This is a genomic window from Streptomyces sp. NPDC053755 (assembly GCF_040677675.1).
Taxonomy (GTDB): domain Bacteria; phylum Actinomycetota; class Actinomycetes; order Streptomycetales; family Streptomycetaceae; genus Streptomyces.
This window is the reverse complement of the sequence record NZ_JBFASK010000017.1, coordinates 89,666-110,221: the sequence shown is the minus strand read 5'-3', so window position 1 is coordinate 110,221 and position 20,556 is coordinate 89,666. Positions and strand designations below refer to the sequence as shown.

Annotated in this window: 17 protein-coding genes; 6 read left to right on the top strand and 11 right to left on the bottom strand. The window is 71.6% G+C overall.

What is annotated here, in order from left to right; all coding sequences use genetic code 11:
• The first annotated feature begins 87 nt into the window (after positions 1 to 87).
• From AB0K65_RS18310 to AB0K65_RS18300, 3 genes are all read left to right on the top strand, one after another.
• Entirely contained in the window at positions 88 to 810 is a 723-nt protein-coding gene (locus AB0K65_RS18310) for a GPP34 family phosphoprotein (RefSeq protein WP_365717632.1), read from the top strand.
• Positions 811 to 1,019: 209 nt separating this feature from the next.
• Positions 1,020 to 1,889: a helix-turn-helix transcriptional regulator gene (locus AB0K65_RS18305; RefSeq protein WP_365717630.1), complete on the top strand. Its 870-nt coding sequence runs from the start codon at positions 1,020 to 1,022 to the stop codon at positions 1,887 to 1,889.
• A 196-nt stretch (positions 1,890 to 2,085) separates the two neighbouring features.
• Entirely contained in the window at positions 2,086 to 2,286 is a 201-nt protein-coding gene (locus tag AB0K65_RS18300; RefSeq protein WP_365717628.1) for a DUF397 domain-containing protein, read from the top strand.
• A 214-nt stretch (positions 2,287 to 2,500) separates the two neighbouring features.
• Here the strand turns inward: AB0K65_RS18300 and AB0K65_RS18295 are convergent, their stop codons facing one another.
• Positions 2,501 to 3,358 (bottom strand): hypothetical protein, encoded by an 858-nt coding sequence (locus tag AB0K65_RS18295; protein WP_365717626.1) that lies wholly within the window; start codon positions 3,356 to 3,358, stop codon positions 2,501 to 2,503.
• An 82-nt stretch (positions 3,359 to 3,440) separates the two neighbouring features.
• Between AB0K65_RS18295 and AB0K65_RS18290 the strand changes: the two genes are divergently transcribed.
• Complete coding sequence (locus AB0K65_RS18290) at positions 3,441 to 4,223, top strand: SDR family oxidoreductase (RefSeq protein WP_365717625.1); 783 nt, start codon at positions 3,441 to 3,443, stop codon at positions 4,221 to 4,223.
• 208 nt (positions 4,224 to 4,431) lie between these two features.
• Complete coding sequence (locus AB0K65_RS18285) at positions 4,432 to 5,982, top strand: sodium:solute symporter family protein (RefSeq protein ID WP_365717623.1); 1,551 nt, start codon at positions 4,432 to 4,434, stop codon at positions 5,980 to 5,982.
• Here AB0K65_RS18285 and AB0K65_RS18280 read toward each other — a convergent pair.
• Both AB0K65_RS18280 and AB0K65_RS18275 read right to left on the bottom strand, forming a co-directional pair.
• On the bottom strand, positions 5,967 to 7,085 hold the full coding sequence (locus tag AB0K65_RS18280) for an ADP-ribosylglycohydrolase family protein (RefSeq protein ID WP_365717621.1): 1,119 nt from the start codon (positions 7,083 to 7,085) through the stop codon (positions 5,967 to 5,969). The two genes, AB0K65_RS18285 and AB0K65_RS18280, sit on opposite strands and share 16 nt — an antisense overlap.
• Before the next feature lie 251 nt (positions 7,086 to 7,336).
• Positions 7,337 to 9,934 carry a bifunctional FO biosynthesis protein CofGH gene (locus tag AB0K65_RS18275; protein ID WP_365717619.1) on the bottom strand — a complete coding sequence of 866 codons (2,598 nt, stop codon included), beginning with the start codon at positions 9,932 to 9,934 and terminating at the stop codon, positions 7,337 to 7,339.
• Between the two features lie 134 nt (positions 9,935 to 10,068).
• On the opposite strand from AB0K65_RS18275, the gene AB0K65_RS18270 reads away from it, so the two are divergent.
• Positions 10,069 to 10,743 carry a hypothetical protein gene (locus AB0K65_RS18270; protein ID WP_365717617.1) on the top strand — a complete coding sequence of 225 codons (675 nt, stop codon included), beginning with the start codon at positions 10,069 to 10,071 and terminating at the stop codon, positions 10,741 to 10,743.
• 9 nt (positions 10,744 to 10,752) lie between these two features.
• Here the strand turns inward: AB0K65_RS18270 and AB0K65_RS18265 are convergent, their stop codons facing one another.
• The 8 genes from AB0K65_RS18265 to AB0K65_RS18230 form a co-directional block, all read right to left on the bottom strand.
• Positions 10,753 to 11,586: a TIGR03619 family F420-dependent LLM class oxidoreductase gene (locus AB0K65_RS18265; protein WP_365717615.1), complete on the bottom strand. Its 834-nt coding sequence runs from the start codon at positions 11,584 to 11,586 to the stop codon at positions 10,753 to 10,755.
• Between the two features lie 136 nt (positions 11,587 to 11,722).
• A complete protein-coding gene (locus tag AB0K65_RS18260) occupies positions 11,723 to 12,256 on the bottom strand; it encodes a GNAT family N-acetyltransferase (protein ID WP_365717613.1) in 534 nt (177 codons plus the stop codon).
• Between the two features lie 165 nt (positions 12,257 to 12,421).
• Positions 12,422 to 13,993, bottom strand: coding sequence for an APC family permease (locus AB0K65_RS18255; RefSeq protein WP_365717611.1), 1,572 nt, complete (start codon positions 13,991 to 13,993; stop codon positions 12,422 to 12,424).
• 268 nt (positions 13,994 to 14,261) lie between these two features.
• Entirely contained in the window at positions 14,262 to 15,716 is a 1,455-nt protein-coding gene (locus AB0K65_RS18250; protein ID WP_365717609.1) for an aldehyde dehydrogenase family protein, read from the bottom strand.
• Positions 15,713 to 17,452, bottom strand: coding sequence for a D-aminoacylase (locus AB0K65_RS18245; RefSeq protein WP_365717607.1), 1,740 nt, complete (start codon positions 17,450 to 17,452; stop codon positions 15,713 to 15,715). Before AB0K65_RS18245 ends, AB0K65_RS18250 begins: the two co-directional genes overlap by 4 nt.
• 185 nt (positions 17,453 to 17,637) lie before the next feature.
• The gene (locus AB0K65_RS18240) at positions 17,638 to 18,762 is read right to left on the bottom strand and encodes an LLM class flavin-dependent oxidoreductase (RefSeq protein ID WP_365717605.1); all 1,125 of its coding nucleotides are present in this window, start codon (positions 18,760 to 18,762) and stop codon (positions 17,638 to 17,640) included.
• 96 nt (positions 18,763 to 18,858) lie between these two features.
• The gene (locus tag AB0K65_RS18235) at positions 18,859 to 19,620 is read right to left on the bottom strand and encodes a glucose 1-dehydrogenase (RefSeq protein ID WP_365717603.1); all 762 of its coding nucleotides are present in this window, start codon (positions 19,618 to 19,620) and stop codon (positions 18,859 to 18,861) included.
• Positions 19,621 to 19,631: 11 nt separating this feature from the next.
• Positions 19,632 to 20,552: a TIGR03619 family F420-dependent LLM class oxidoreductase gene (locus AB0K65_RS18230; protein WP_365717601.1), complete on the bottom strand. Its 921-nt coding sequence runs from the start codon at positions 20,550 to 20,552 to the stop codon at positions 19,632 to 19,634.
• Positions 20,553 to 20,556: the final 4 nt, after the last annotated feature.

Sequence of the window (20,556 nt, the reverse complement as noted above, 5' to 3'; positions counted from 1 at the left end):
CCGGTTCCCGTACGAAGCACCCAGGCGCTCTCGACAGATGAATGTGAGAGGGGTCACCCTGTGACTCATCCACGCGGGGAGGCATGGATGGGCAGGAGCCGCAGAACAATTCCGGAGGAGCTTCTGCTGCTCGCTCTGGACCCGGCCACGGGTACCACAGCGCAGCCGCAGTCGCTCGACCTCGGCCTCGCCGGAGCACAGCTAGTGGAGCTGGCTCTGGCAGGACGGATAGCCCCTGACGGGGATCGTATCGCCGTGGTGATGCCACGGCCGACCGGAGATCCGACTCTGGACTCCGCACTGGAGCTGCTGCGAAGGCGTGGCAGCCCGGTCCGGGCGGTCCACTGGATCGGCGGGCCCCGACTGGGGCTGCGTCAGATCTATCTCGCTCATCTGGAGCGATGCGGCATGGTGCATGCCGTGGAGGGCCAGATGTGCGGAGTGCTGCCGACGACTCGCTACCAGGCGACGGAGACAGCGATCAGCCGGGACATCAGGTCCCGGCTGGACAGTGCGATCCGCACCGGTGTACCGCCGGACCCGCGGACCGCGGCGCTCGCCGCGCTGGCCCACGCGGTCGGACTCGGCAAGCACCTGTACCCGGGGAACGAAGGACGCTCGTCGCGGTCCCGGCTGCGCGATCTGATCCGACACGACCCCATGGGCGGCCTCGTGGCACACGCCGTGATGGACGTCCAGAACGGCGTGGCCGCCCAGCCGCGCCGCAACGCCCCGGCGGGAGGCGGGCGCCCTGCGGGCGTCGCCGAGCAGCCCCGTCACGGCAGCATGGCCCGCGCGGCCGTGCACTGAGCACCACCCAGATCCCTTCCGGGAGCCGCACAGACGTGTGCGGGGCGGCCGAGCCGGCCGCCCCGCACACGCGCGTCTCCGGCCGGGCGCCCGGGCCCTGCGCCACCGGGGTTGTCGTCATTTCCCAGCGCACACCAGGCCTTTGGTGGCAGTCTGCCAAGCAGTAGATACGTACAGCTACGCAGCCGACAGCCGGAGGTGCAGTTTCCGTGGCGTCCACCGTCAACCCCACCGTCAGGCGACGCCGATTGGGCCAGGAGCTGCGCCGGCTCCGGGAGCAGAAGAACATGACGGCCGAGCAGGTCGCCGAGCGTCTCCTGGTCTCCCAGTCGAAGATCAGCCGTCTCGAGAACGGCCGGCGCTCCATCAGCCAGCGTGACGTCCGCGATCTGTGCGGCGTCTACGAGGTCGAGGACGAGCGGGTCGTCGAGTCGCTGATGCAGATGGCCAAGGACTCGCGCCAGCAGGGCTGGTGGCACGCCTTCGGCGACATCCCGTACAGCGTCTACATCGGTCTGGAGACGGACGCGGAGAGCCTGCGCGTGTACGAGCCCCAGATCATCCCCGGCCTTCTGCAGACGCGCGGGTACGCGGAGGCCGTCATCAGAGGGGCCCTGCCGGAGTCGACTCCGGCCGACATCGACAAGCGCGTCACCGTCCGCACCCGCCGCCAGGACCGGATCAAGGACGAGGAGCGTCCGCTGCGCCTGTGGGCGGTCATCGACGAGGGCGCGCTGCGCCGCGAGGTCGGCAACAGGCAGCTGATGATCGAGCAGCTGGAGCACCTCGTCGAGCAGTCGCACCTGCCGCACGTCACCGTCCAGGTCCTGCCGTTCGAGATGGGTGCGCATCCGGGCATCAGCGGGCACTACGCGATTCTGGAGTTCCCGGACACGTCCGACTCCAGCGTCGTCTATATCGAGGGAGTGACCAGCGACCTCTATCTGGAGAAGGCGCAGGATGTCGCGAAGTACAGCGTGATGTACGAGCACTTGCGGGCACAGGCGCTGAATGTGGAGCAGACCCGGGACTTCATCTCCGACATCGCCAAAAAGTACGCGGGCGGAGATCAGGGGTGAAAAACGGCCGAAAGGCCTGCTGTCGGGGATGAGGCCGGTACGGTACACCTCGGCCTTGTTCCGGCGGAAGAGCACATGGAATATGCCATCCGGTCGAGTGAACGCCCGCCCCACGCGGCGGGACCGGCGAGTAGCGTCGATCACGCCAGCAAGAAGGTTGGCGCGACACCCTACGGGCAGAACCGGAGCTGAGATCATGGCGATTATTCAGGGCGCTACGGACACCTGGACGAAGTCCTCCTATTCCGGCGGGAACGGGGCATGCGTGGAGGTCAAGTCCCCTGCGACGGCAGCGATCGCGGTGCGTGACTCGAAGGCTCCCGAGGGCCCTTCCCTCGCCTTCGGACCCGGCTCCTGGAACGCCTTCGTCAGCGAAGTGAGCACCGGAACCCTCTGAACGGCGCGCGTCAGGCGCCCGGCGTCACGCGACCGCACCCGTCGCGGGCACCACGCAGCAGCCCTCTCGACCGGTCCGCCGTCCTGGCCGAGGGGGCTCGGCCATTCCCGGCACCGCGCGCTCCGCGACCGCGCTTCTCCGTCTGTTTTCGGCCCCGCCCGGCACCTTCCCCCCGCCCGGCACCCTCCCCCGCCCGGCTTCTCGCCGGATCACCTCACCTCAGTTCGTCGACGTACCGGTCCGTCCCCGGGACCGTCGGGATGAACGGTGCCACCAGTTCCACCCGGCCCGATTCGCCCGCCGTCCCTGCCAGGTCCGCGAAGTGGTCGTGCCAGACGTCGCGTGGGTCGCGTTCCAGGAACCAGAGCAGGGTCAGGCGCGTGCCGGTTCCCTCGACCTGCTTGACGTACGTCATCCGGTCCCCGGGCAGTGGTGTGGGGCGGAAGACGGTCACCATCGCCGCCGGCGAGCCCGCGAGGCGGCGGGGGAGTTCGCGGGAGCGGAGGTGTTCGAGCAGCTCCGCCCGTCGGCCGGGGTCCTCCGTGTCGATCACCTGGAGGATCAGGCCCGCATAGGGGTGGTCCAGGGCGTGGACGTCCCGCGGGCCGGCCGCCCCGTCCCGGTAGACGGTCGCCTCGTGGTCCTGGAAGGCCGTGAAGACGTGCGTGCGGTCGCGGTAGACGCGCCCGTCGCGGTTCAGGCGCTTGTTGATGGCGACGGTCCACTTCATGTGCTCGTCGTAGCGGCCCTCGGTGACCCAGTACGTGGAGAGGTAGCAGCCCGCCGTCACCGGCTGGGCGACCGCGGACTTCTCGGGGGCGCGCAGCTCCTGGAGGGCGCGGGTCGCCACCCAGCGGCGCCCCGCGTACATCCAGGGCATCGCCATCGCGCCGGCGTAGTAGTGGTCGTCCTCGTACCAGCGGTTGTACGCGTACTCGTGGCCCGGATGCGGCTCGACCATCGTGATCAGGGCGTGTCCCGGGCGTACGCCGTACGGCCCCACGGCTGCCAGCTCGCCGTACGTCTCGCTCCGCGTCCCCTCGGCCCCGCTCGTGTGCGCGTCGTCGCCCATGTCCGCGTCCCTTCCCAAGTCGTCCGGAGGCCCCTACTCTGACGGGCCGTCAGATAATTGGCCAGAGTCGGGAGGCGCCCGGATGCCGCTCCAGGGGAAGACCGTGATCGTGTCGGGCGTCGGCGCGGGGCTGGGCCACCGGATCGCCCAGACGGTGGTGCGGGACGGGGGCAACGCGGTCCTCGGCGCGCGGACCGAGGCGAACCTCGCCAGGAGCGCGGCCGCCGTCGACCCCGAGGGGCGCCGTACCGCCTTCCTGCCCACCGACATCACCGACGAGGCGCAGTGCGGGGCGCTGGCCGCGCTCGCGGTCGAGCGGTTCGGGGCGGTCGACGCGGTGGTGCACGTGGCGGCCTGGGACGACTACTTCGGCGGCGTGGAGGACGCGGACTTCGCCACCTGGCAGGGCGTCCTGGACGTCAACCTGCTCGGCACCCTGCGGATGACCCGGGCCTGCCTGCCCGCGCTCAAGGAGCGGGGCGGCTCCGTCGTCCTGATCGGTACGCAGTCGTCGGTGGCCGCCCCCTCGCAGGTCCGGCAGGCGGCGTACGCGGCCTCGAAGGGCGCGCTGACCTCGGCGATGTACTCGATGGCGCGGGAGTTCGGTCCCCACCGGATCCGGGTCAACACCGTCCTGCCGGGCTGGATGTGGGGGCCGCCGGTCCAGGCCTACGTCCGGATCACCGCGCACGCGGAGGGCGTGCCGGAGGCGGAGGTGCTCGGGCGGCTCACGGAGCGGATGGCGCTGCCCGAGCCGGCCACCGACGGGGACGTGGCGGAGGCGGCGGCCTTCCTGGCGTCGGACCGGGCGCGGGCCATCACCGGGCAGTCGCTTCTGGTCAACGCGGGCGAGCTGATGCGGTAGGGGGTCGCGCCCCCGTCGTCCGGGCCGTACGGAGAACCCCGCCGTACGGCCCTTTTTGACCCCATCTGGATTCATGAATATGAACTGAGGTCAACAACTCGAACGATTTTACCCTCTCTTGACCCTCCAGTGCGTTGTCGTGGCCGTTCAACTCGCCACACCATGAACGGCGTTCACAAGGCGGACCGGAACCCCTGGAGGGGGCTCAATGAACAGTCTCGACTGGGCCGTGCTCATCGGCTACTTCGGCGTGATGGTCGCGATCGGCGTCTGGTCCCACAAGCGCGTGGACGACGTCTCCGACTTCTTCACCGCCGGAGGCAAGATGCCCTGGTGGCTCTCCGGCATCTCGCACCACATGTCGGGCTACAGCGCCGTGATGTTCACCGGCTACGCCGGCATCGCGTACACCTACGGCGTCACCTCGTACGTCACCTGGTCCTTCCCCATCGCGATCGGCATCGCCATCGGCGCGCACCTCTTCGCGCCCCGGCTCAACCGCCTCCGGTCGCGCCTCCACGTGGCGTCCCCGCTGGAGTACCTGAAGAACCGCTACAACCTGCCCACCCAGCAGGCCCTCGCCTGGTCCGGGGTGCTGCTGAAGATCGTCGACGTCGGCGCCAAATGGGCCGCCATCGCCACCCTGCTCTCCGTCTTCACCGGTATCTCCCTCAACGAGGGCATCCTCATCACCGGCGTGGTCACGGGCATCTACTGCACCGTCGGCGGCCTGTGGGCCGACGCGCTCACCGAGCTGGGGCAGTTCATCATCCAGTTCTTCGCCGGCATCGCGATGCTCGTCGCCGTCCTGGCGAAGCTGGGCGGCTTCAGCGCCCTGTGGACGGTCTGGGACCGGCCCGAACTCCAGGGGCACACGGCGCCGACCGCGGGCCCGTACACGATGACGTTCCTGCTCGCCTACCTCTTCATCAAGACCTTCGAGTACAGCGGCGGCATGTGGAACCAGGCCCAGCGCTACATGGCCACGCCCAACGCCCGCGAGGCCACCCGCTCCGGCCGGCTCTCGGCCGTCCTGTGGTTCGTCTGGCCGCTGGTCCTCTTCTTCCCCATGTGGGTCGCGCCGCTGCTCGTCGACCCCAAGAAGCCCGACGCCTCCGACTCGTACGCCCTGATGACCGAACAGCTGCTGCCGCACGGCCTGCTCGGCCTGGTCATCGTCGGCTTCTTCTCGCACACCATGGCCATGTGCTCCTCGGACGCCAACGCCATCGCGGCCGTCTTCACCCGGGACATCGCCCCCGTGCTGAGCAAGGCCGCCCGGACCTGGACCCACCGGGCCGGGCTGCTCGCCGCGCGCTGGTCGACGATCGCCTTCCTCGCGCTGTCGATGGCGGTCGCGACCCAGGTCAACTCCCCCGCCTTCAAGGACATCATCACCATCGTCATCAAGTGGGTGGCCGGGCTCATGGGACCGATCGCCATCCCGTTCATGCTCGGACTGCTGCGGTCCTTCCGGAAGTCCGGGCCGACGGCGGCGCTGGTCTCGTGGGCGGCCGGCCTCTTCACCTTCTGGCTGACCAACTACGGCCTCGACGGCCTCGAACTCCAGATCCAGATCGTCTCGCCGCTCGCCGTCTCCCTCGTCCTCTACATCCTCATCGGCTTCATCAAGCCCGAGGACACCCCGGAGAGGGACGCGGTCCTCGACCGGCTCCACTCGGACGACGGCAGCCCGGCCGGAGCGGCCGCCGTCCCCGCGCAGAGCGGCGGCGACCGCACGGGTCAGCCCCTCGGATAACGCGCCAGCCAGCCGGGCGAGGACTCGGAGGGGCTGTGCAGGGCGGCGCCCTGCGTCATCTCCATCGCGAAGTCGTCCGCTATCTCCAGGACCGTCGAACGGCCCTCCAGCTCGGCCAGCCAGGCCGGCGGGAGGGCCGTCTCGCCGTGCAGGGCGCCGAGCAGGGCGCCCGTCACCGCGCCGGTCGCCGCCGAGGGCCCGTCGTGGTTGACCGCGAGGCGCAGACCGTGGCGGATGTCCTCCCCGACGAGGGCGCAGTAGACCGCGACGGCGAGGAGGTTCTCGGCCCGGTCCTCGTCCGCGCCGAGGGCGGTGACCCTGGCGGCGTTCGGCATGCCCTGCCGTACGGCCCCGAGGGCCTGCTGGAGGGCGGCGGTGACGGGCTCGTGGCCGGGGCGGGGGGCGAGCTGGCCGAGCGCCCGCTGCACCGAGCCGTCGACGCTCTCGCCGCGGGCGAGGCCGTGCACGACGACGGCGAGGGCACCGGCCGCGAGGTAGGCGGCGGGATCGCCGTGCGTCTGGGCCGCGCACTCCACCGCCAACTGGCACACCAGCTGCGGCTCCCAGCCGACGAGCAGCCCGAAGGGCGCCGACCTGACCAGCGCGCCGGAATCGGTCGCGCCCGGATTCTTGGGCTTGTCGAGGGTGCCGAGGACGTCGTCGCCGAGACCCGTCAGACAGCTGCGGGCCGGATCCCTGCGGGCGTAGAGCCACTCCTCGCGGGCGAGCCAGCCGTTGTCCTCGCGCCGTTCGTCGGGGCCCCAGTCGCGCTGCGTGGCCGCCCAGCGCAGATGGGCCCGGTGGACGTCGGTGGGCGGGTGCCAGGCCCCGGTGTCCCGGCGGACCTGCGCGCGTATCAGCCCGTCGACGGTGAAGAGGGTCATCTGCGTGGCGGCGGTGACGGCCCCGCGCCTGCCGTGGGCCGGGACCGGCTCGGTGAGCCCCTGCGGGCCGTGCTCGGCCCTGATCTCCTCCAGGGACAGCGCCGCGACTCCGGCGCCGAAGGCGTCGCCGACGGCCCCGCCGAGGAGGCAGCCGCGCACCCGGGCCCGGAAGTCCTGCTGTTCGGCACGGCCCCACACGGCCGCGGCGGTCGTCGTCACGACGTGCCCTCCCCCGGAAAGCCCTCGGCGCACAGGTCGCGCATCTCGCAGCACTGTAATGGACCGGGTTCTCACGTTCGCGGGTCGGAACGTTTTGCGATCGGATGCCTTTCTGTCCCTTTTCGACCGCAGTTCACCGGACCCCGACGGAACCTTCACCGTCGGGGTCCGTTCGGCTCCGTCGGCCACCCGGCCGCGTCGGCCGCCGGGCCGCGTCACCGCCGGGACGTGTCGGCCGCCGGGGAACCGCGTCAGTCGCCCAGTACCGGCAGCAGCTCCGGCAGGTGGCCGTCGGACGCGAGCGCCGCCCGCACCCGCTCCTCCGGCACCTCGCCGTAGAGCGTCGTCCTCGGCCGGGCGGGGCGGCCGGCCGCCTCCGCGATGGCGGTCAGGTCCCTGACCGAGCGGTACGAGCCGTAGCCGGAGCCGGCCATCCGGGAGATGGTCTCCTCCATCAGCGTGCCGCCCAGGTCGTTCGCGCCGGAGCGGAGCATCTCGGCGGCGCCCTCCGCGCCCAGCTTCACCCAGCTGGTCTGGATGTTCGGGATGTACGGGTGCAACAGCAGCCTGGCCATGGCCGTGACGGCGCGGTTGTCGCGGACCGTCGGGCCGGGCCGGGCGATGCCCGCGAGGTAGACGGGGGCGTTGGTGTGGATGAAGGGCAGCGTCACGAACTCCGTGAAGCCCTCCCGCCCGGCCTCCAGGGCCGCCCGCTGGATGCGGGCCAGCGTGCGGAAGTGGCCCAGCCAGTGACGCGGCTGGTCCACGTGGCCGTACATCATCGTGGACGAGGACCGGATGCCCAGCTCGTGGGCGGTGGTGATGACCTCGATCCAGGTCGCCGTGGGCAGCTTGCCCTTGGTGAGGACCCACCGCACCTCGTCGTCGAGGATCTCGGCGGCCGTGCCGGGAATCGAGTCGAGCCCGGCCTCCTTCGCGGCCGTCAGCCACTCGCGGATCGAGAGTCCGGTCCGGGTGGCGCCGTTGACGACCTCCATCGGGGAGAAGGCGTGGACGTGCATGCCGGGGACGCGCTCCTTCACCGCCCGCGCGATGTCGAAGTAGGCCGTGCCCGGAAGGTCCGGGTGGATGCCGCCCTGCATGCACACCTCGACCGCGCCGACCTCCCACGCCTGCTGGGCCCGGTCGGCGACCTGGTCGAGGGAGAGGGTGTAGGCGTCGGCGTCGGTGCGCCGCTGCGCGAAGGCGCAGAAGCGGCAGCCGGTGTAGCAGACGTTGGTGAAGTTGATGTTCCGTGTGACGACGTACGTGACGTCGTCGCCGTTCACCGACGCGCGCACGTCGTCGGCGATCCGGGTCAGCGCGTCGAGCGCGGGGCCGTCCGCGTGCAGCAGGGCCAGCGCCTGGTCGTCGGTGAGCCGTGTCGGGTCGTCGGCGGCCACGGCGAGGGCGTCCCGCACGTCGGTGTCGATGCGCTGGGGGACCATGCCCGGGACGGCCGCCTCGCGCAGCGCCTCCCAGTCGCCGTACACCTCGTCGAAGTCCGCGCGGCGGTCGTGCGTCCGGCCGGTGGTGTCGACGGTGCGGTGCAGGTCGGTGCGGCCGCTCGCCGTGAACGCCTCGTCCGGCTCCTGCCAGGGCAGGCCGCGCACCGGCGCGTCCGGGTCGGCAAGGCCCGTCTCCGGGTCCGCGAGGGCGCGGACGTGCGGCAGCAGCCGCGGGTCGAGCCAGGGCTCGCCGCGGCCGACGAACTCGGGGTAGACGCAGAGGCGTTCGCGCAGCTCGAAGCCGGCCGCGCGGGACTTCTCGGCCAGGGTGTCGATCTGCGGCCAGGGCCGCTCGGGGTTCACGTGGTCGATGGTGAGCGGCGAGACCCCGCCCCAGTCGTCGATGCCGGCGCCGATGAGCCGGCCGTACTCCTCGTCGACGAGGTTCGGCGGGGCCTGGAGGCAGGCGCTCGGGCCCATGATGTGCCGGGCGACGGCGATGGTGGCGACGAGGTCGTCGAGTTCCGCGTCCGGCATCCCGCGCATCGCCGTGTCCGGCTTCGCGCGGAAGTTCTGGATGATCAGCTCCTGGACCGAGTGGTAGGCGCGGGAGACCTTGCGCAGCGCGAAGAGGGACTCGGCCCGCTCCTCGTACGTCTCGCCGATCCCGATGAGCAGTCCGCTGGTGAAGGGCACGGAGGAGCGACCGGCGTCCTCCAGGACCCGCAGCCGCACGGCGGGGTCCTTGTCCGGGGAGCCGTAGTGCGGCCCGCCGGGCTCGGACCACAGGCGGGTCGCGGTCGTCTCCAGCATCATGCCCATGCTGGGGGCGACCGGCTTGAGGCGCTGGAAGTCCGTCCAGGACAGCACGCCGGGGTTGAGGTGGGGCAGGAGCCCGGTCTCCTCCAGGATGCGGATCGCCATGGCCCGTACGTACGCCAGGGTGTCGTCGTAGCCGTGCGCGTCGAGCCACTCCCGCGCTTCGGGCCAGCGGTCCTCGGGTTTGTCGCCGAGCGTGATCAGGGCTTCCTTGCAGCCCAATTCGGCGCCGCGGCGGGCGATGTCCAGGACCTCGTCGGGGGACATGAACATCCCGTGCCCGGCGCGGCGCAGCTTGCCGGGCACGGTGACGAAGGTGCAGTAGTGGCAGGTGTCCCTGCAGAGCCGGGTGAGCGGGATGAAGACGCTCTTGGAGTAGGTGATGACCCCGGGCCGGCCGGCGGCGGCGAGGCCCGCGTCGCGCACCCGGGCCGCCGATCCGGCGAGGTCCTCCAGGTCCGCGCCCCGCGCCTGGAGCAGCACGGCGGCCTCGGTGACGTCGAGCGCCACCCCGTCCCTGGCCCGCTTGAGGGCACGGCGCATGGCGTTCTCGGTGGGCCGTCCGGGCTGGTGATCCGTCATGCACCGAGCATACGAGCGGCCGTCGGAAGCGGGAACGCGGACGTCGGGGCGGGGACGCGTGAGTACCCGCACCCGGTCCGGCTGAGGAGCGGTGCTCATCCGGGCCCCCGGGAACGCGTTCTAGTGTCGCGGTCGTGACGAACGAACTGATGGACGACGTGGCCGATCCGCCGGCGCCGCTGCGCGGTGCCCTGCGGTTCACCTTCTTCGTGATCCTCGCCGCGGTCGCGGTTCCGGTGCTGCTCGTGGCAGGGCTCCTCGTCACCTACGCCGTGGAACGGGCGACGGGCGAGGGTTTCCCGGAGGTGGCTCCGGCCGTGATGGCCGAGCGGGCCGCCTCGCGGACCCAGGAGCTGTACGACGTCGCCGGACTCGGCGGCGCGCTGCCCGCCGTGCGGCCGGACGGTGGCCACCGCGCCGCCGAGAACTCGATCTCCGCCGAGGTCTGCTACCCGGACGGCCTGGAGAGCATGGCGGACGAGCCCGAGGAGGGCTCCTACCGGCTCGGACACAACTGGCGGGTCGCCGGCGTCTCCGAGCAGGAGGGCGGGGCCGCGCTCCGCCGGCTCCGCGACCACCTGGACAGGACCGGCTGGACCGTCACCGCGTTCCGCGACAGCGGGGACGACCGGGTGGTGCGGGCCGAGCGGCGGGACGAGGCGGACGACAACCCGGACCGGGTCGTCGTCACCTGGTGGTCCCACGGGGAGACCCTCGACGGATTCACGGCGATGCCCTGCGCCTACGACCCCTCCGGTGCCGGTGGCGAGGAAGCCGTCGAGGGTCTGGAGCCCCCGGCGCTTCGTTGAGGTGAACGGTCAGAGGTACCGCGCGTAGTCGTCCAGGACGCGCAGCACCTCGGTCTCGTCCCCCGGCGGGAGCTGGAGCACGGCCTCTTCGCAGCCCAGCTCCGCGTAGTGCGCCAGCTTGCCCTGGTTCGGCACGACCGCGTACGGGACGATCCGCAGGTCCGCCGGGTCGCGGCCGGCCTTCTCCCAGGTCTCGCGCAGGACCGGCACCGACTGCGACAGGCCGCGTCCCCCGATCGGCATCCAGCCGTCGGCGGCGTCGGCGATCTGCGCGAAGAGCCCGGGGCCGGCCGCCCCGCCCAGGAGGGTGCGGGGGGCGCCGCCCGCGGGCTTGGGCCACGCGTGGGAGGCGCGGACGGAGACCCCGAGGGCGCCCTCGTACGCGGTGGGTTCGGGGGCCCACAGGGCGCGCATCAGCGCCATCCGCTCCCGGCCGAGCTCGCGCCGGGTGGCCCACTCCACCCCGTGGTCGGCGGCCTCCTCCTTGTTCCAGCCGAAGCCGACGCCGAGGGTGAAGCGGCCCCCGGAGAGGTGGTCGAGGGTGGCGATCTGCTTGGCCAGCGCGATCGGGTCGTGCTGGGTGACCAGCGTGATGCCGGTGCCGATTCCGAGGCTCCCGGTGACGGCCGCGGCCTGGCCGAGGGCGACGAAGGGGTCGAGCGTCCGGCCGTACTCGCGGGGCAGTTCGGTGCCGGCCGCGGGGTAGGGGGTGGTCCGTTCGACCGGGATGTGGGTGTGCTCGGGGAGGTAGAGCCCGGCGAAGCCGCGCTGTTCCAGTTCGCGCGCGAGCCGCACGGGGGTGATGGTCTCGTCGGTCAGGAAGATCGTGGTCGAGATCCGCATGGGGGCACGGTAGGGCGTGGGGCGTGGTTTTCCGAGAGGTGCGACGCGCGCACGGCGCGCGTCGTCCCGGCGCCCGGATCCGCGGCGGGCGGACCCGCCCGGGGGGCGCGGATCCGCTTCCGGCGGGCCCGCCCGGTCAGCCCTGGTACTCGCTGAGGTCGATGGCGTGGACCCGCAGGGGGACGTCGAAGACGGGGTGGACCGTGTCGCGCTCCGGGGTCATGCCGAGCTTGCGCATGACGTTCTCGGAGGCGGTGTTGCTGATGTGCGTGATGCTGACGACCCGGTCCAGGCCGCGGTCCTGGAGGGCGAACTCCAGGGCTGCGTGGGCGGCCTCGGAGGCGTAGCCCTGTCCCCAGAAGGGGCGCCCGAGCCGCCAGCCGATCTCCACGGCGGGCAGCACCTCGGGCAGGAACTCCGGCACGGAGAGGCCGGCGAAGCCGATCAGCTCGCCGGAGCCGAGCAGCTCGACGGCGAAGAGCCCGAAGCCCTCCTCGTCCCACTCCTCCTCCCAGCGCTCGATGTCCTCGGCGGTCTCCTCCAGGTCGCGCACGGAGCCGTCGCCGATCCAGCGCATGACCTCGGGATCCGCGTTGATCTCGGCCATGGGGACGAGGTCGTCGTCGGTCCAGCGGCGGAGGAGGAGTCGGGGGGTACGGATCTCGGTCATGGGCCCATCCTGTCGAACACGGCGGCGGGACGGTAATCGGACGGTGCCGCCTCTCGGCCTCGAGCATGGTCCAGCCGTGAGGCCCGCCGTACGAAGAAGGTGGCGGGACCCCGTCCGGTCCCGCCACCTTCGGTACTGCGACTCAGGTGCTCGTCGTGCTGGTGCTCAGTCGGCGACGACGAGCGAGGGCGTCTCCTTGGTCAGCACCTCGCCCCGGAAGAACGCGGGGCTCCTGCGCTGCATCACCAGCATGATCACCACACCGAGCAGCAGCAGTCCGACGCCGATGACGAACACCGAGCCGACGCCGAGGACCGAGGAGCCACTGCCGTAGGCCGGGTCCCACATGTCGTACAGCGTCTTGCCGAAGACGGCGGTCAGGAGGACGCCGCCGAGGACCGGGCACACGCCCTTGTAGAGGAGGTTCCGGCCGGAGCGGAACAGCTCCTTGCGGAAGTACCAGGCACAGGCGAACGCCGTGAGCGAGTAGTAGAAGCAGATCATCAGGCCGAGCGCGTAGATCGTGTCGACCAGGACGTTCTCGCTGACCAGGGTCATGACCGTGTAGAAGACGCCGGTCGCGACGCCCGCGACGACCGTGGCCTTGCCGGGGACCTTGAAGCGGGGGTGGACCTTGGCGAAGGAGGCGGGGAGGGCCTCGTAGGCCGACATGGCGAGCACGGTGCGCGCCACGGGGATGAACGTCGTCTGGAGGCTGGCCGCCGCCGAGGCGAGGACCGCGACGAAGAGCAGGATGCCGAGGGCCGGGCCCATGACCGGACCGGCGAGGGCGGCGAAGACGTTGTCGGAGGTCTCCGGGTTGGCGAGGCCGAGGCCGGTGTCGCCGGAGCCGACGGCCATCTGGGCGGCGATGCCGGTGGCCAGGTAGGAGGCGACCAGGACGACCATCGCGACGAGCGCGGCGCGGCCGGGGGTCTTGGTGGAGCCGGAGGTCTCCTCGTTGGTGGCGAGACAGGCGTCCCAGCCCCAGTACATGAAGATCGAGAGGGAGAGACCGGCGGTGAAGGCCGCGAAGGACTGGACGGCGAACGGGTTCATCCAGGACCAGGAGAAGCTCAGGCCGGTGTCGAAGGCGCCGCTGCCGGCCTTCTGGAAGGCCATGGCGACGAACACGACGAGCACGACGAGCTGGAGGCCGACGAGGGCGTACTGCACGCCCTTGGTGGCGGTCATGCCGCGATAGCTGATCGCCGTGGCCAGCGCGATGAGCGCGAGGCAGGTGACGATGTGGACGGCCTTGTTGTCGTCCAGGGCCGCGATCGACGGGTTGCTCGTGATCTCGCCGGCCAGCAGCCAGAAGTAGGAGGTCGCGACGCCGGCGAGGTTGGAGAGGACGATGATCGTCGCGATGACGAGGCCCCAGCCGCACATCCAGCCGATCCGGGGGCCGAAGGCCTTCACGGTCCAGGTGAAGGAGGTGCCGCAGTCCGGCATGACCTTGTTGAGCTCGCGGTAGGCGAACGCCACGAGCAGCATGGGGAGGAAGCCGGCGAGGAAGATCGCGGGCATCTGGAGTCCGACCTCGCCGGCCGTGGAGCCCAGCGTCGAGGTCAGGCAGTAGACCGGGGCGACGGTGGAGACGCCGATGACGGCACTGCCCATCAGCCCGACGGAGTTCCCGCCGAGCCCCTTGCGGCGTACGCCCTGGGTGTCGCCGGGGGCGTCGACGCCCCTTACCGTGTCTCCGGCCTGGGGCCGTGCATCCACCTGAGTCATGAACAGGACGTTAAGTGCTGCGGTTTCCACATCCGGAAGATCGCAATCCACTCACAGCTTCGATCTTCGCCTTGCATTGCGAGGCAGAATCCGGCCGATCGCCGAAGATTGAAAGATCGACGATCCGGCATACCGACCGATTGGTTGGACCGCCGGAGGATGTCCGATATGCGGGAACCGCAGCTGAGCCCGGAATGTCCGTTTCCAAAATTTCCCGTGCCGTTTTTCCCGCCGTCTCCCTCAGGGGCCCGAAGGCCCCGTCGGGTGATCAACCGGGCCAGACCACCGCCTGCGTCTCGCTGTAGGCGTGCAGGGCGTACGAGCCGACGTCGCGGCCCACACCGCTCTTCTTGAACCCGCCGAACGGCGCCTCCATGTTCCGCCCGACGGTGTTCACGCCGACACCGCCGGCCCGCAGCCGGGCCGCGATCCGGAACGCCCGGGCCACGTCGCCCGACCAGACGTAGTCGATGAGGCCGTAGTCGCTGTCGTTCGCGAGGGTGACCCCCTCGTCCTCGTCGTCGAAGGGGACCACCACGACCACCGGGCCGAAGATCTCCTCCCGGACGACCCGCATGTCGTTGGTGCAGTCCGCCAGGAGCGTGGGGGCGACGTAGAAGCCCTTCGCGAGGTCCGGACGCTCCCCGCCCGCCACGACCCGGGCGCCCTCCTTCCTCCCCAGGTCGACGTAGGCCTCGATCCGGTCGCGGTGCGCCGCCGAGATCACCGGGCCGACCACCGTGCCCCGCGCCGCCGGGTCGCCGACCGTCATGAAGGAGAGGTAGCCGGTGAGCTTCTCGACCAGCCGGTCGTGGATCCCGCGCTGGGCGAGGACCCGGGTCGGGGCCGTACAGATCTGTCCGCTGTAGAAGGAGAAGGTGGTACCGATGCCCGCCACGGCCGAGTCGAGGTCGGCGTCGTCGAAGACCAGCGCCGCGCCCTTGCCGCCCAGCTCCATCAGCTGCCGCTTCAGCGCAGCGCCGCACACCTCGCCGATCCGCTGCCCGACGGCGGTCGAGCCGGTGAAGGAGACCATGTCGACGTCCGGGGAGTCGACGGCCGCCTCCCCGACGGCGGCGCCCGCGCCCGTGACGACGTTGACGACGCCCGCCGGGACGCCCGCCTCGGCCAGGGCCCGGGTCATCGCGTAGACCGAGAGCGGGTCCTGCGGGGCCGGCTTCACCACGACCGTGTTCCCCATGGCGAGCGCCGGGGCGATCTTGCCCGCCGGATTGGCCCACGGGTTGTTGTACGACGTGATGCAGGTGACCACCCCGACCGGGCGGCGGACGGCGACCGCGCCGAAGACCCCGGCCCTGCCCATCGGACCCGCCTCGTTGACCTGCGGGGGGAGCGCCCGCTCGACCGGCTCCAGGGCCCCCCGCGCGTACCGCCGGAAGCGCGAGGAGCCGACGGCGACCTGCATCCCGCGCGCGGTGGCGGTGGTGGCCCCGGTCTCGGCGCGGGCGAGGGCCACGTTCGCCTCGGCGTCACGGGCCATGAGGTCCGCGGCGCGGTCCAGGATCGCGGCCCGCTCCTCCGGCTTCGTGCGGGACCAGGTGGCGAAGGCCGCGCGGGCCGCGGTGGCCGCCTCGTACACCTGGGCGCGGGAGGCCTCGGGCGCGAGGCCGACGACCTCCTCGGTGGCCGGGTCGACCACCTCGTAGTGCCCGCCCTCCGGCTCGGTCCACGCCCCGTCGATGTACAGCCGCTCGGTCCTCACCGGGTGCTCACCGTCCTCGTGTCGCGCCCCGAGCGCAGCACCCGGCCGGGGACGGCGCCGGTCACCTCGTCGTCGCGGACGGTCTCCACGCCGTTGACGCGGACGGAGACGATGCCGATCGCCCGCGAGTCGAGCCGGGGGCTGTCCCCGGGAAGGTCGTGCACCAGGGTCGCCGGGCCGGCGTCGATCCGCTCGGGGTCGAAGAGGACCAGGTCCGCGTGGTAGCCCTCCGCTATGCGCCCGCGCTCCCGCAGTCCGAAGAGCCGGGCCGGGTCGTCGGAGAGCATCCGCACCGCCCGTTCGAGGGGGACGAGCCCGCGCCCGCGCAGGCAGTCGCCCAGGAAGCGGGTGGTGTACGGCGCTCCGCACATGCGGTCCAGGTGGGCACCGGCGTCGGAGCCGCCCAGCATCACGTCCTCGTGCTCCCAGGTCTCGCGGCGCAGCGCCCAGGAGGCCGGGTCGTTGTCGGTGGGCATGGGCCACAGGACGGTGCGCAGGCCGTCGTTGGCGCAGATCTCGACCAGGCACTGGAAGGGGTCCTGGCCGCGTTCGGCGGCGATGTCCCGCACCACTCGGCCGGTCAGGCCCTCGTTCTCGCGGCTGTAGGTGTCCCCGATGACGTACCGGCCGAAGTGCGCCAGGCGCCGGAAGACACCGGCCTCCTTGGAGTCGGCACGGCGCAGCATCCCGGCGCGTACGTCCGGATCGCGGAGCCTGGCGATCCGCTCGGGCACGGGGAGGGAGAGGACCTCTCCCCATCCCGGGATGAGGTTGAGGGCGCAGAAGGTGCCCAGCGACATGTTCATGGGGGTGAGGATCGGCATGGTGAGGGCGACGATCCGGCCGCCGGACTTGCGGGCGCGTTCGGAGGCGACGAGCTGGCGCGGGACGCGTTCGGGGACGGCGGCGTCGATGGTGAGGACGTTCCAGTTGAGCGGACGTCCGGCGGCGGCGGTCATCTCGACGAAGAGGTCGATCTCGGCGTCGGAGAACTGGTCGAGGCAGCCGGCGAGAATCGCCTCGAGCTGGGTGCCCTCGTGTTCGCCGACGGCCCGGGAGAGGGCGACGAGCTCCTCGGGGGTCGCGTGCCGGGAGGCGACGGGGGCGCCGTCGCCGTCGGAGTGGGTGGCGGACTGGGTGGTGGACAGGCCCCAGGCGCCGGCCTCCATGGCGTCGTGGAGGAGGTCCACCATGCGGGCCAGCTGCTCCTCGGAGGGCTGCCCGCCGACCGCGTCCGGGCCCATCACGTACCGGCGCAGGGCACAGTGGCCGACCATGAAGCCGGCGTTGACGGCGATCCGCCCTTCGAGGGCGTCGAGGTACTCGCCGAAGGACGACCAGCTCCAGTCGACGCCCTCCTCCAGGGCCTTCAGGGCCATGCCCTCGACCTTGGACATCATGCGGCGGGTGTAGTCGGCGTCCTCGGGCCGGCCGGGGTGGAGCGGTGCGAGGGTGAAGCCGCAGTTGCCGCCGGCGACGGTGGTGACGCCGTGGTTCATGGAGGGGGTGGCGAAGGGGTCCCAGAAGAGCTGGGCGTCGTAGTGGGTGTGGGGGTCGACGAAGCCGGGCGCGAGGACGAGGCCGGTGGCGTCCTCGGTGGTACGGGCGGCCTCCGTGACGGTGCCGGGTCGGGCGACGAGGACGATCCGCCCGTCGCGTATGCCGACGTCGGCGACGACGCCCGGCGCGCCGGTCCCGTCCACGACGGTGGCGCCCTTGATCAGGTGGTCGAGCATGGTGTCCCTTCCTCACGTGGACTGCCCCGGCCGGGGGCCCTGCAGCCGGCCGCGGCTGCGGTGCCTCCGGCCGGGGCCGGTAACGGGGCGGCGGTCCGGGAAGACACCGCCCCGCGCTTCACTGACGCCCGCGCCCGGGCCCGTACGGGCGGCCGTCCCCGCGGGAGGCCGGGGCGCGACGGAGGTCAGGCTCCGGCGGCCCCGCGGAAGCGGGTGGTGCGGTGGACCGGGTCCGTGTCGATCTTCGGGATCACGTGCTCGCCGATCAGCCTGATCGAGTTCATCGTGTCCTCGTACGAGATCCCGATCGGCAGCCCGAAGGACAGCTGGTCGGCCCCCGCCTGCTCCCAGCGCTTGCACTGGCGGGTGACCTCCTCCGGGTCGCCGCAGATCATCAGTTCCTCGGCGATGAGGAGTTCGATGATCTCGGCGCTGTACTCCGGCAGGAGTTCGGGCCACTCCGGGATGCCCTCGGGGCGCGGGAAGGTGTCGTGGTAGCGGAAGAGCAGCGACTGGAGGTAGTTGAGTCCGCCGCCGACGGCTATCTCGACGGCCTTGTCGTGCGTCTCCGCGCAGATCGCCGTGGAGGTCACCATGACGTTGTCGTTGACGAAGTCCCCGACCGCCTCGGCCTCCTTGATCGCGGTCTTGTAGGACTCGACGACCCATTCCATGTCGGAGACCTTCTGCACGCTGAACCCGAGGACGCCGAGCCCTTTCCTCCCCGCCATGGCGTACGAGGAGGGCGACCCGGCGGCGTACCACATCGCCGGGTGGGACTTCCCGTACGGCTTGGGCAGGATCTTGCGGGGCGGGAGCGACCAGTGCTTGCCCTGGAAGCCGGCGTACTCGTCCTGGAGCCACATCTTGGGGAACTCGGCGATCGTCTCCTCCCAGATCTCCTTGGTGTGGTTCATGTCGGTGATGCCCGGCATGAACCCGAGGATCTCGTGGGAGCCGGCCCCGCGCCCGGTGCCGAACTCGAAGCGCCCACCCGAGAGGTGGTCGAGCATGGCGACCTTCTCGGCGACCTTGACCGGGTGGTTGACGGGGGCGAGCGGGTTGAAGATGCCGGAGCCGAGGTGGATCCGCTCGGTGGCGTGGGCGAGGTACCCGAGGTAGACGTCGTTGGCCGAGAGGTGCGAGTACTCCTCCAGGAAGTGGTGCTCGGAGGCCCAGGCGTACTTGAACCCGGACGCGTCCGCCTGGATGACGTACTCGGTCTCCTCCATCAGAGCCTTGTGCTCGGCCTCGGGATCGGTCTCGGCGCGCTTGCCGACGTATCCCTGTACGAAGATCCCGAATTCCAAGGGGTTCACCGTCCTCGTTATTTCTGACGCACCGTCAGATATTCGATGGCCCGACTGTGGCACCGCCGCGCGGGGGCGTCAATACCTGATAAGGCGTCAGAAAAGGCTGACCCCGGCCAGCCACCCGCCGTCGATCACGAACGGCTGTCCCGTGATGTACGCCGAGTCCTCCCCGGTCAGGAAGAGCGCCAGCGCCGCGACCTCCTCCGGCCGTCCGATCCGGCCCAGCGGCACGAGCGTGCGGTACAGCTCGGCCGTCGCCTCCGGGTCCACGCCCTCGGGATTGCTCATGGGGGTGTCGATGGCACCCGGGCAGACGGCGTTGACCCGGATCCCCGAGGCCGCCAGCTCCAGGGCCGCGACCCGGGTCAGGCCGAGGACCGCGTGCTTGGTCGCGGCGTAGGCCCCGACGCCCGCCATCCCCGTCAGACCGGTGTAGGAGGCGGTGTTCACGATCGTCCCGCCGCCCGCCGCCGCGATCTCGGGGGCGACGGTCCTTATTCCCAGGAAGCAGCCGACCTGGTTGACGGAGACGATCCGCTGGAACTCCTCGAGCGGGGTGGAGACCAGCTCGTTGAAGCGGAGGATGCCGGCGTTGTTCACCAGGGCGTCGATCCGACCGAAACGGTCCCGGGCGGCGGCGACCGCGTCCGCCCAGTCCTCCTCGCTCGTCACGTCCAGGTGGACGTAGGCCGCCCGCTCCTCCCCCAGCTCCTTGGCGAGCGCCTCGCCGGGGCCGTCCAGGACGTCCCCGAGGACGACCCGCGCCCCCTCGGCGGCGAAGAGCCGCGCCTCCTGCTCGCCCTGCCCGCGCGCGGCGCCCGTGATGACGGCGACGCGTCCGTCCAGCTTGCCCATGTGCGGTCTCCTCAGGTCAGGTGGGGGGCGACGTCGGCGGCGAAGGCCGCCATCTGGTCGGTGAGTTCGCTCCGGCCACGGGAGCGGAAGCGGACCTGGATCTGGTGCACGCCCATGGCGCCGTACGCGTTCAGCGACTCGGCGAGGGCCTCCGGCCGGCCCGTCAGCGTGCGCCGGCCGACGTCCCAGCCCGCCGCGCCGACGTAGAGGGGCTCGACGATCGCCCCGACGGTGAGCGGGGTCTCGATCCCGGCCTCCTCGCGCAGGCGCCCCAGCCGGGCGATCAGGGCCGGGAGCCGGTCCCGGGGGTCCCCTTGGGGCAGCCAGCCGTCCCCCCGCAGGGCGGCCCGGCGCACGGCGGCGGGCGAGGAGCCGCCGACCCACACCGGGACCCGCTCCTGGGCGGGCCGGGGCAGCTGCCCCAGGTCCTTGAAGGCGAACCGCTCGCCGGTGTGCTCCGGGTACTCCTCCGGCCCGAGGGCCGCCCGCAGCGCGTCGATCGTCTCGTCGAGCAGCGGACCGCGCCCCGCGAAGTCCGCCCCGACCGCCTCGAACTCCTCCTGGACGTGGCCGGCCCCCACCCCGAGCACCAGGCGTCCGCCGGAGAGGTGGTCGAGGGTCGCGTACGCCTTGGCGGTCACCAGCGGGTGGCGCAGGCCGACGACGGCGACGTGGGAGAGCAGCCGGACGCGCTCGGTGGCCGCGGCGAGGAAGGCGAGCGTGGCGACCGGGTCGTACCAGACCGTGCTCATCGGACCGGCGAGCCGGCGCGGGATGGCGACGTGGTCGCAGCTCGCGATGTAGTCGAAGCCGGTCCGGTCGGCGACGCGGGCGATCTCCACCAGGTCGGCGGGGCCGGCGGCGGCCTCCCACGGCTCGGCGTAGAGGGTGCTCTGCGACTGGACCGGGAGCTGCATTCCGTAGACGACCATGGAA

Coding starts and splice junctions, on each gene's coding strand:
- AB0K65_RS18255 (WP_365717611.1), bottom strand. CDS start 13,993: ATGACTCAGGTGGATGCACGGCCCCAGGCCGGAGACACGGTAAGGGGC.
- AB0K65_RS18230 (WP_365717601.1), bottom strand. CDS start 20,552: ATGGTCGTCTACGGAATGCAGCTCCCGGTCCAGTCGCAGAGCACCCTC.
- AB0K65_RS18295 (WP_365717626.1), bottom strand. CDS start 3,358: ATGGGCGACGACGCGCACACGAGCGGGGCCGAGGGGACGCGGAGCGAG.
- AB0K65_RS18245 (WP_365717607.1), bottom strand. CDS start 17,452: ATGCTCGACCACCTGATCAAGGGCGCCACCGTCGTGGACGGGACCGGC.
- AB0K65_RS18260 (WP_365717613.1), bottom strand. CDS start 12,256: ATGACCGAGATCCGTACCCCCCGACTCCTCCTCCGCCGCTGGACCGAC.
- AB0K65_RS18265 (WP_365717615.1), bottom strand. CDS start 11,586: ATGCGGATCTCGACCACGATCTTCCTGACCGACGAGACCATCACCCCC.
- AB0K65_RS18300 (WP_365717628.1), top strand. CDS start 2,086: ATGGCGATTATTCAGGGCGCTACGGACACCTGGACGAAGTCCTCCTAT.
- AB0K65_RS18285 (WP_365717623.1), top strand. CDS start 4,432: ATGAACAGTCTCGACTGGGCCGTGCTCATCGGCTACTTCGGCGTGATG.
- AB0K65_RS18290 (WP_365717625.1), top strand. CDS start 3,441: ATGCCGCTCCAGGGGAAGACCGTGATCGTGTCGGGCGTCGGCGCGGGG.
- AB0K65_RS18235 (WP_365717603.1), bottom strand. CDS start 19,620: ATGGGCAAGCTGGACGGACGCGTCGCCGTCATCACGGGCGCCGCGCGC.
- AB0K65_RS18275 (WP_365717619.1), bottom strand. CDS start 9,934: ATGACGGATCACCAGCCCGGACGGCCCACCGAGAACGCCATGCGCCGT.
- AB0K65_RS18310 (WP_365717632.1), top strand. CDS start 88: ATGGGCAGGAGCCGCAGAACAATTCCGGAGGAGCTTCTGCTGCTCGCT.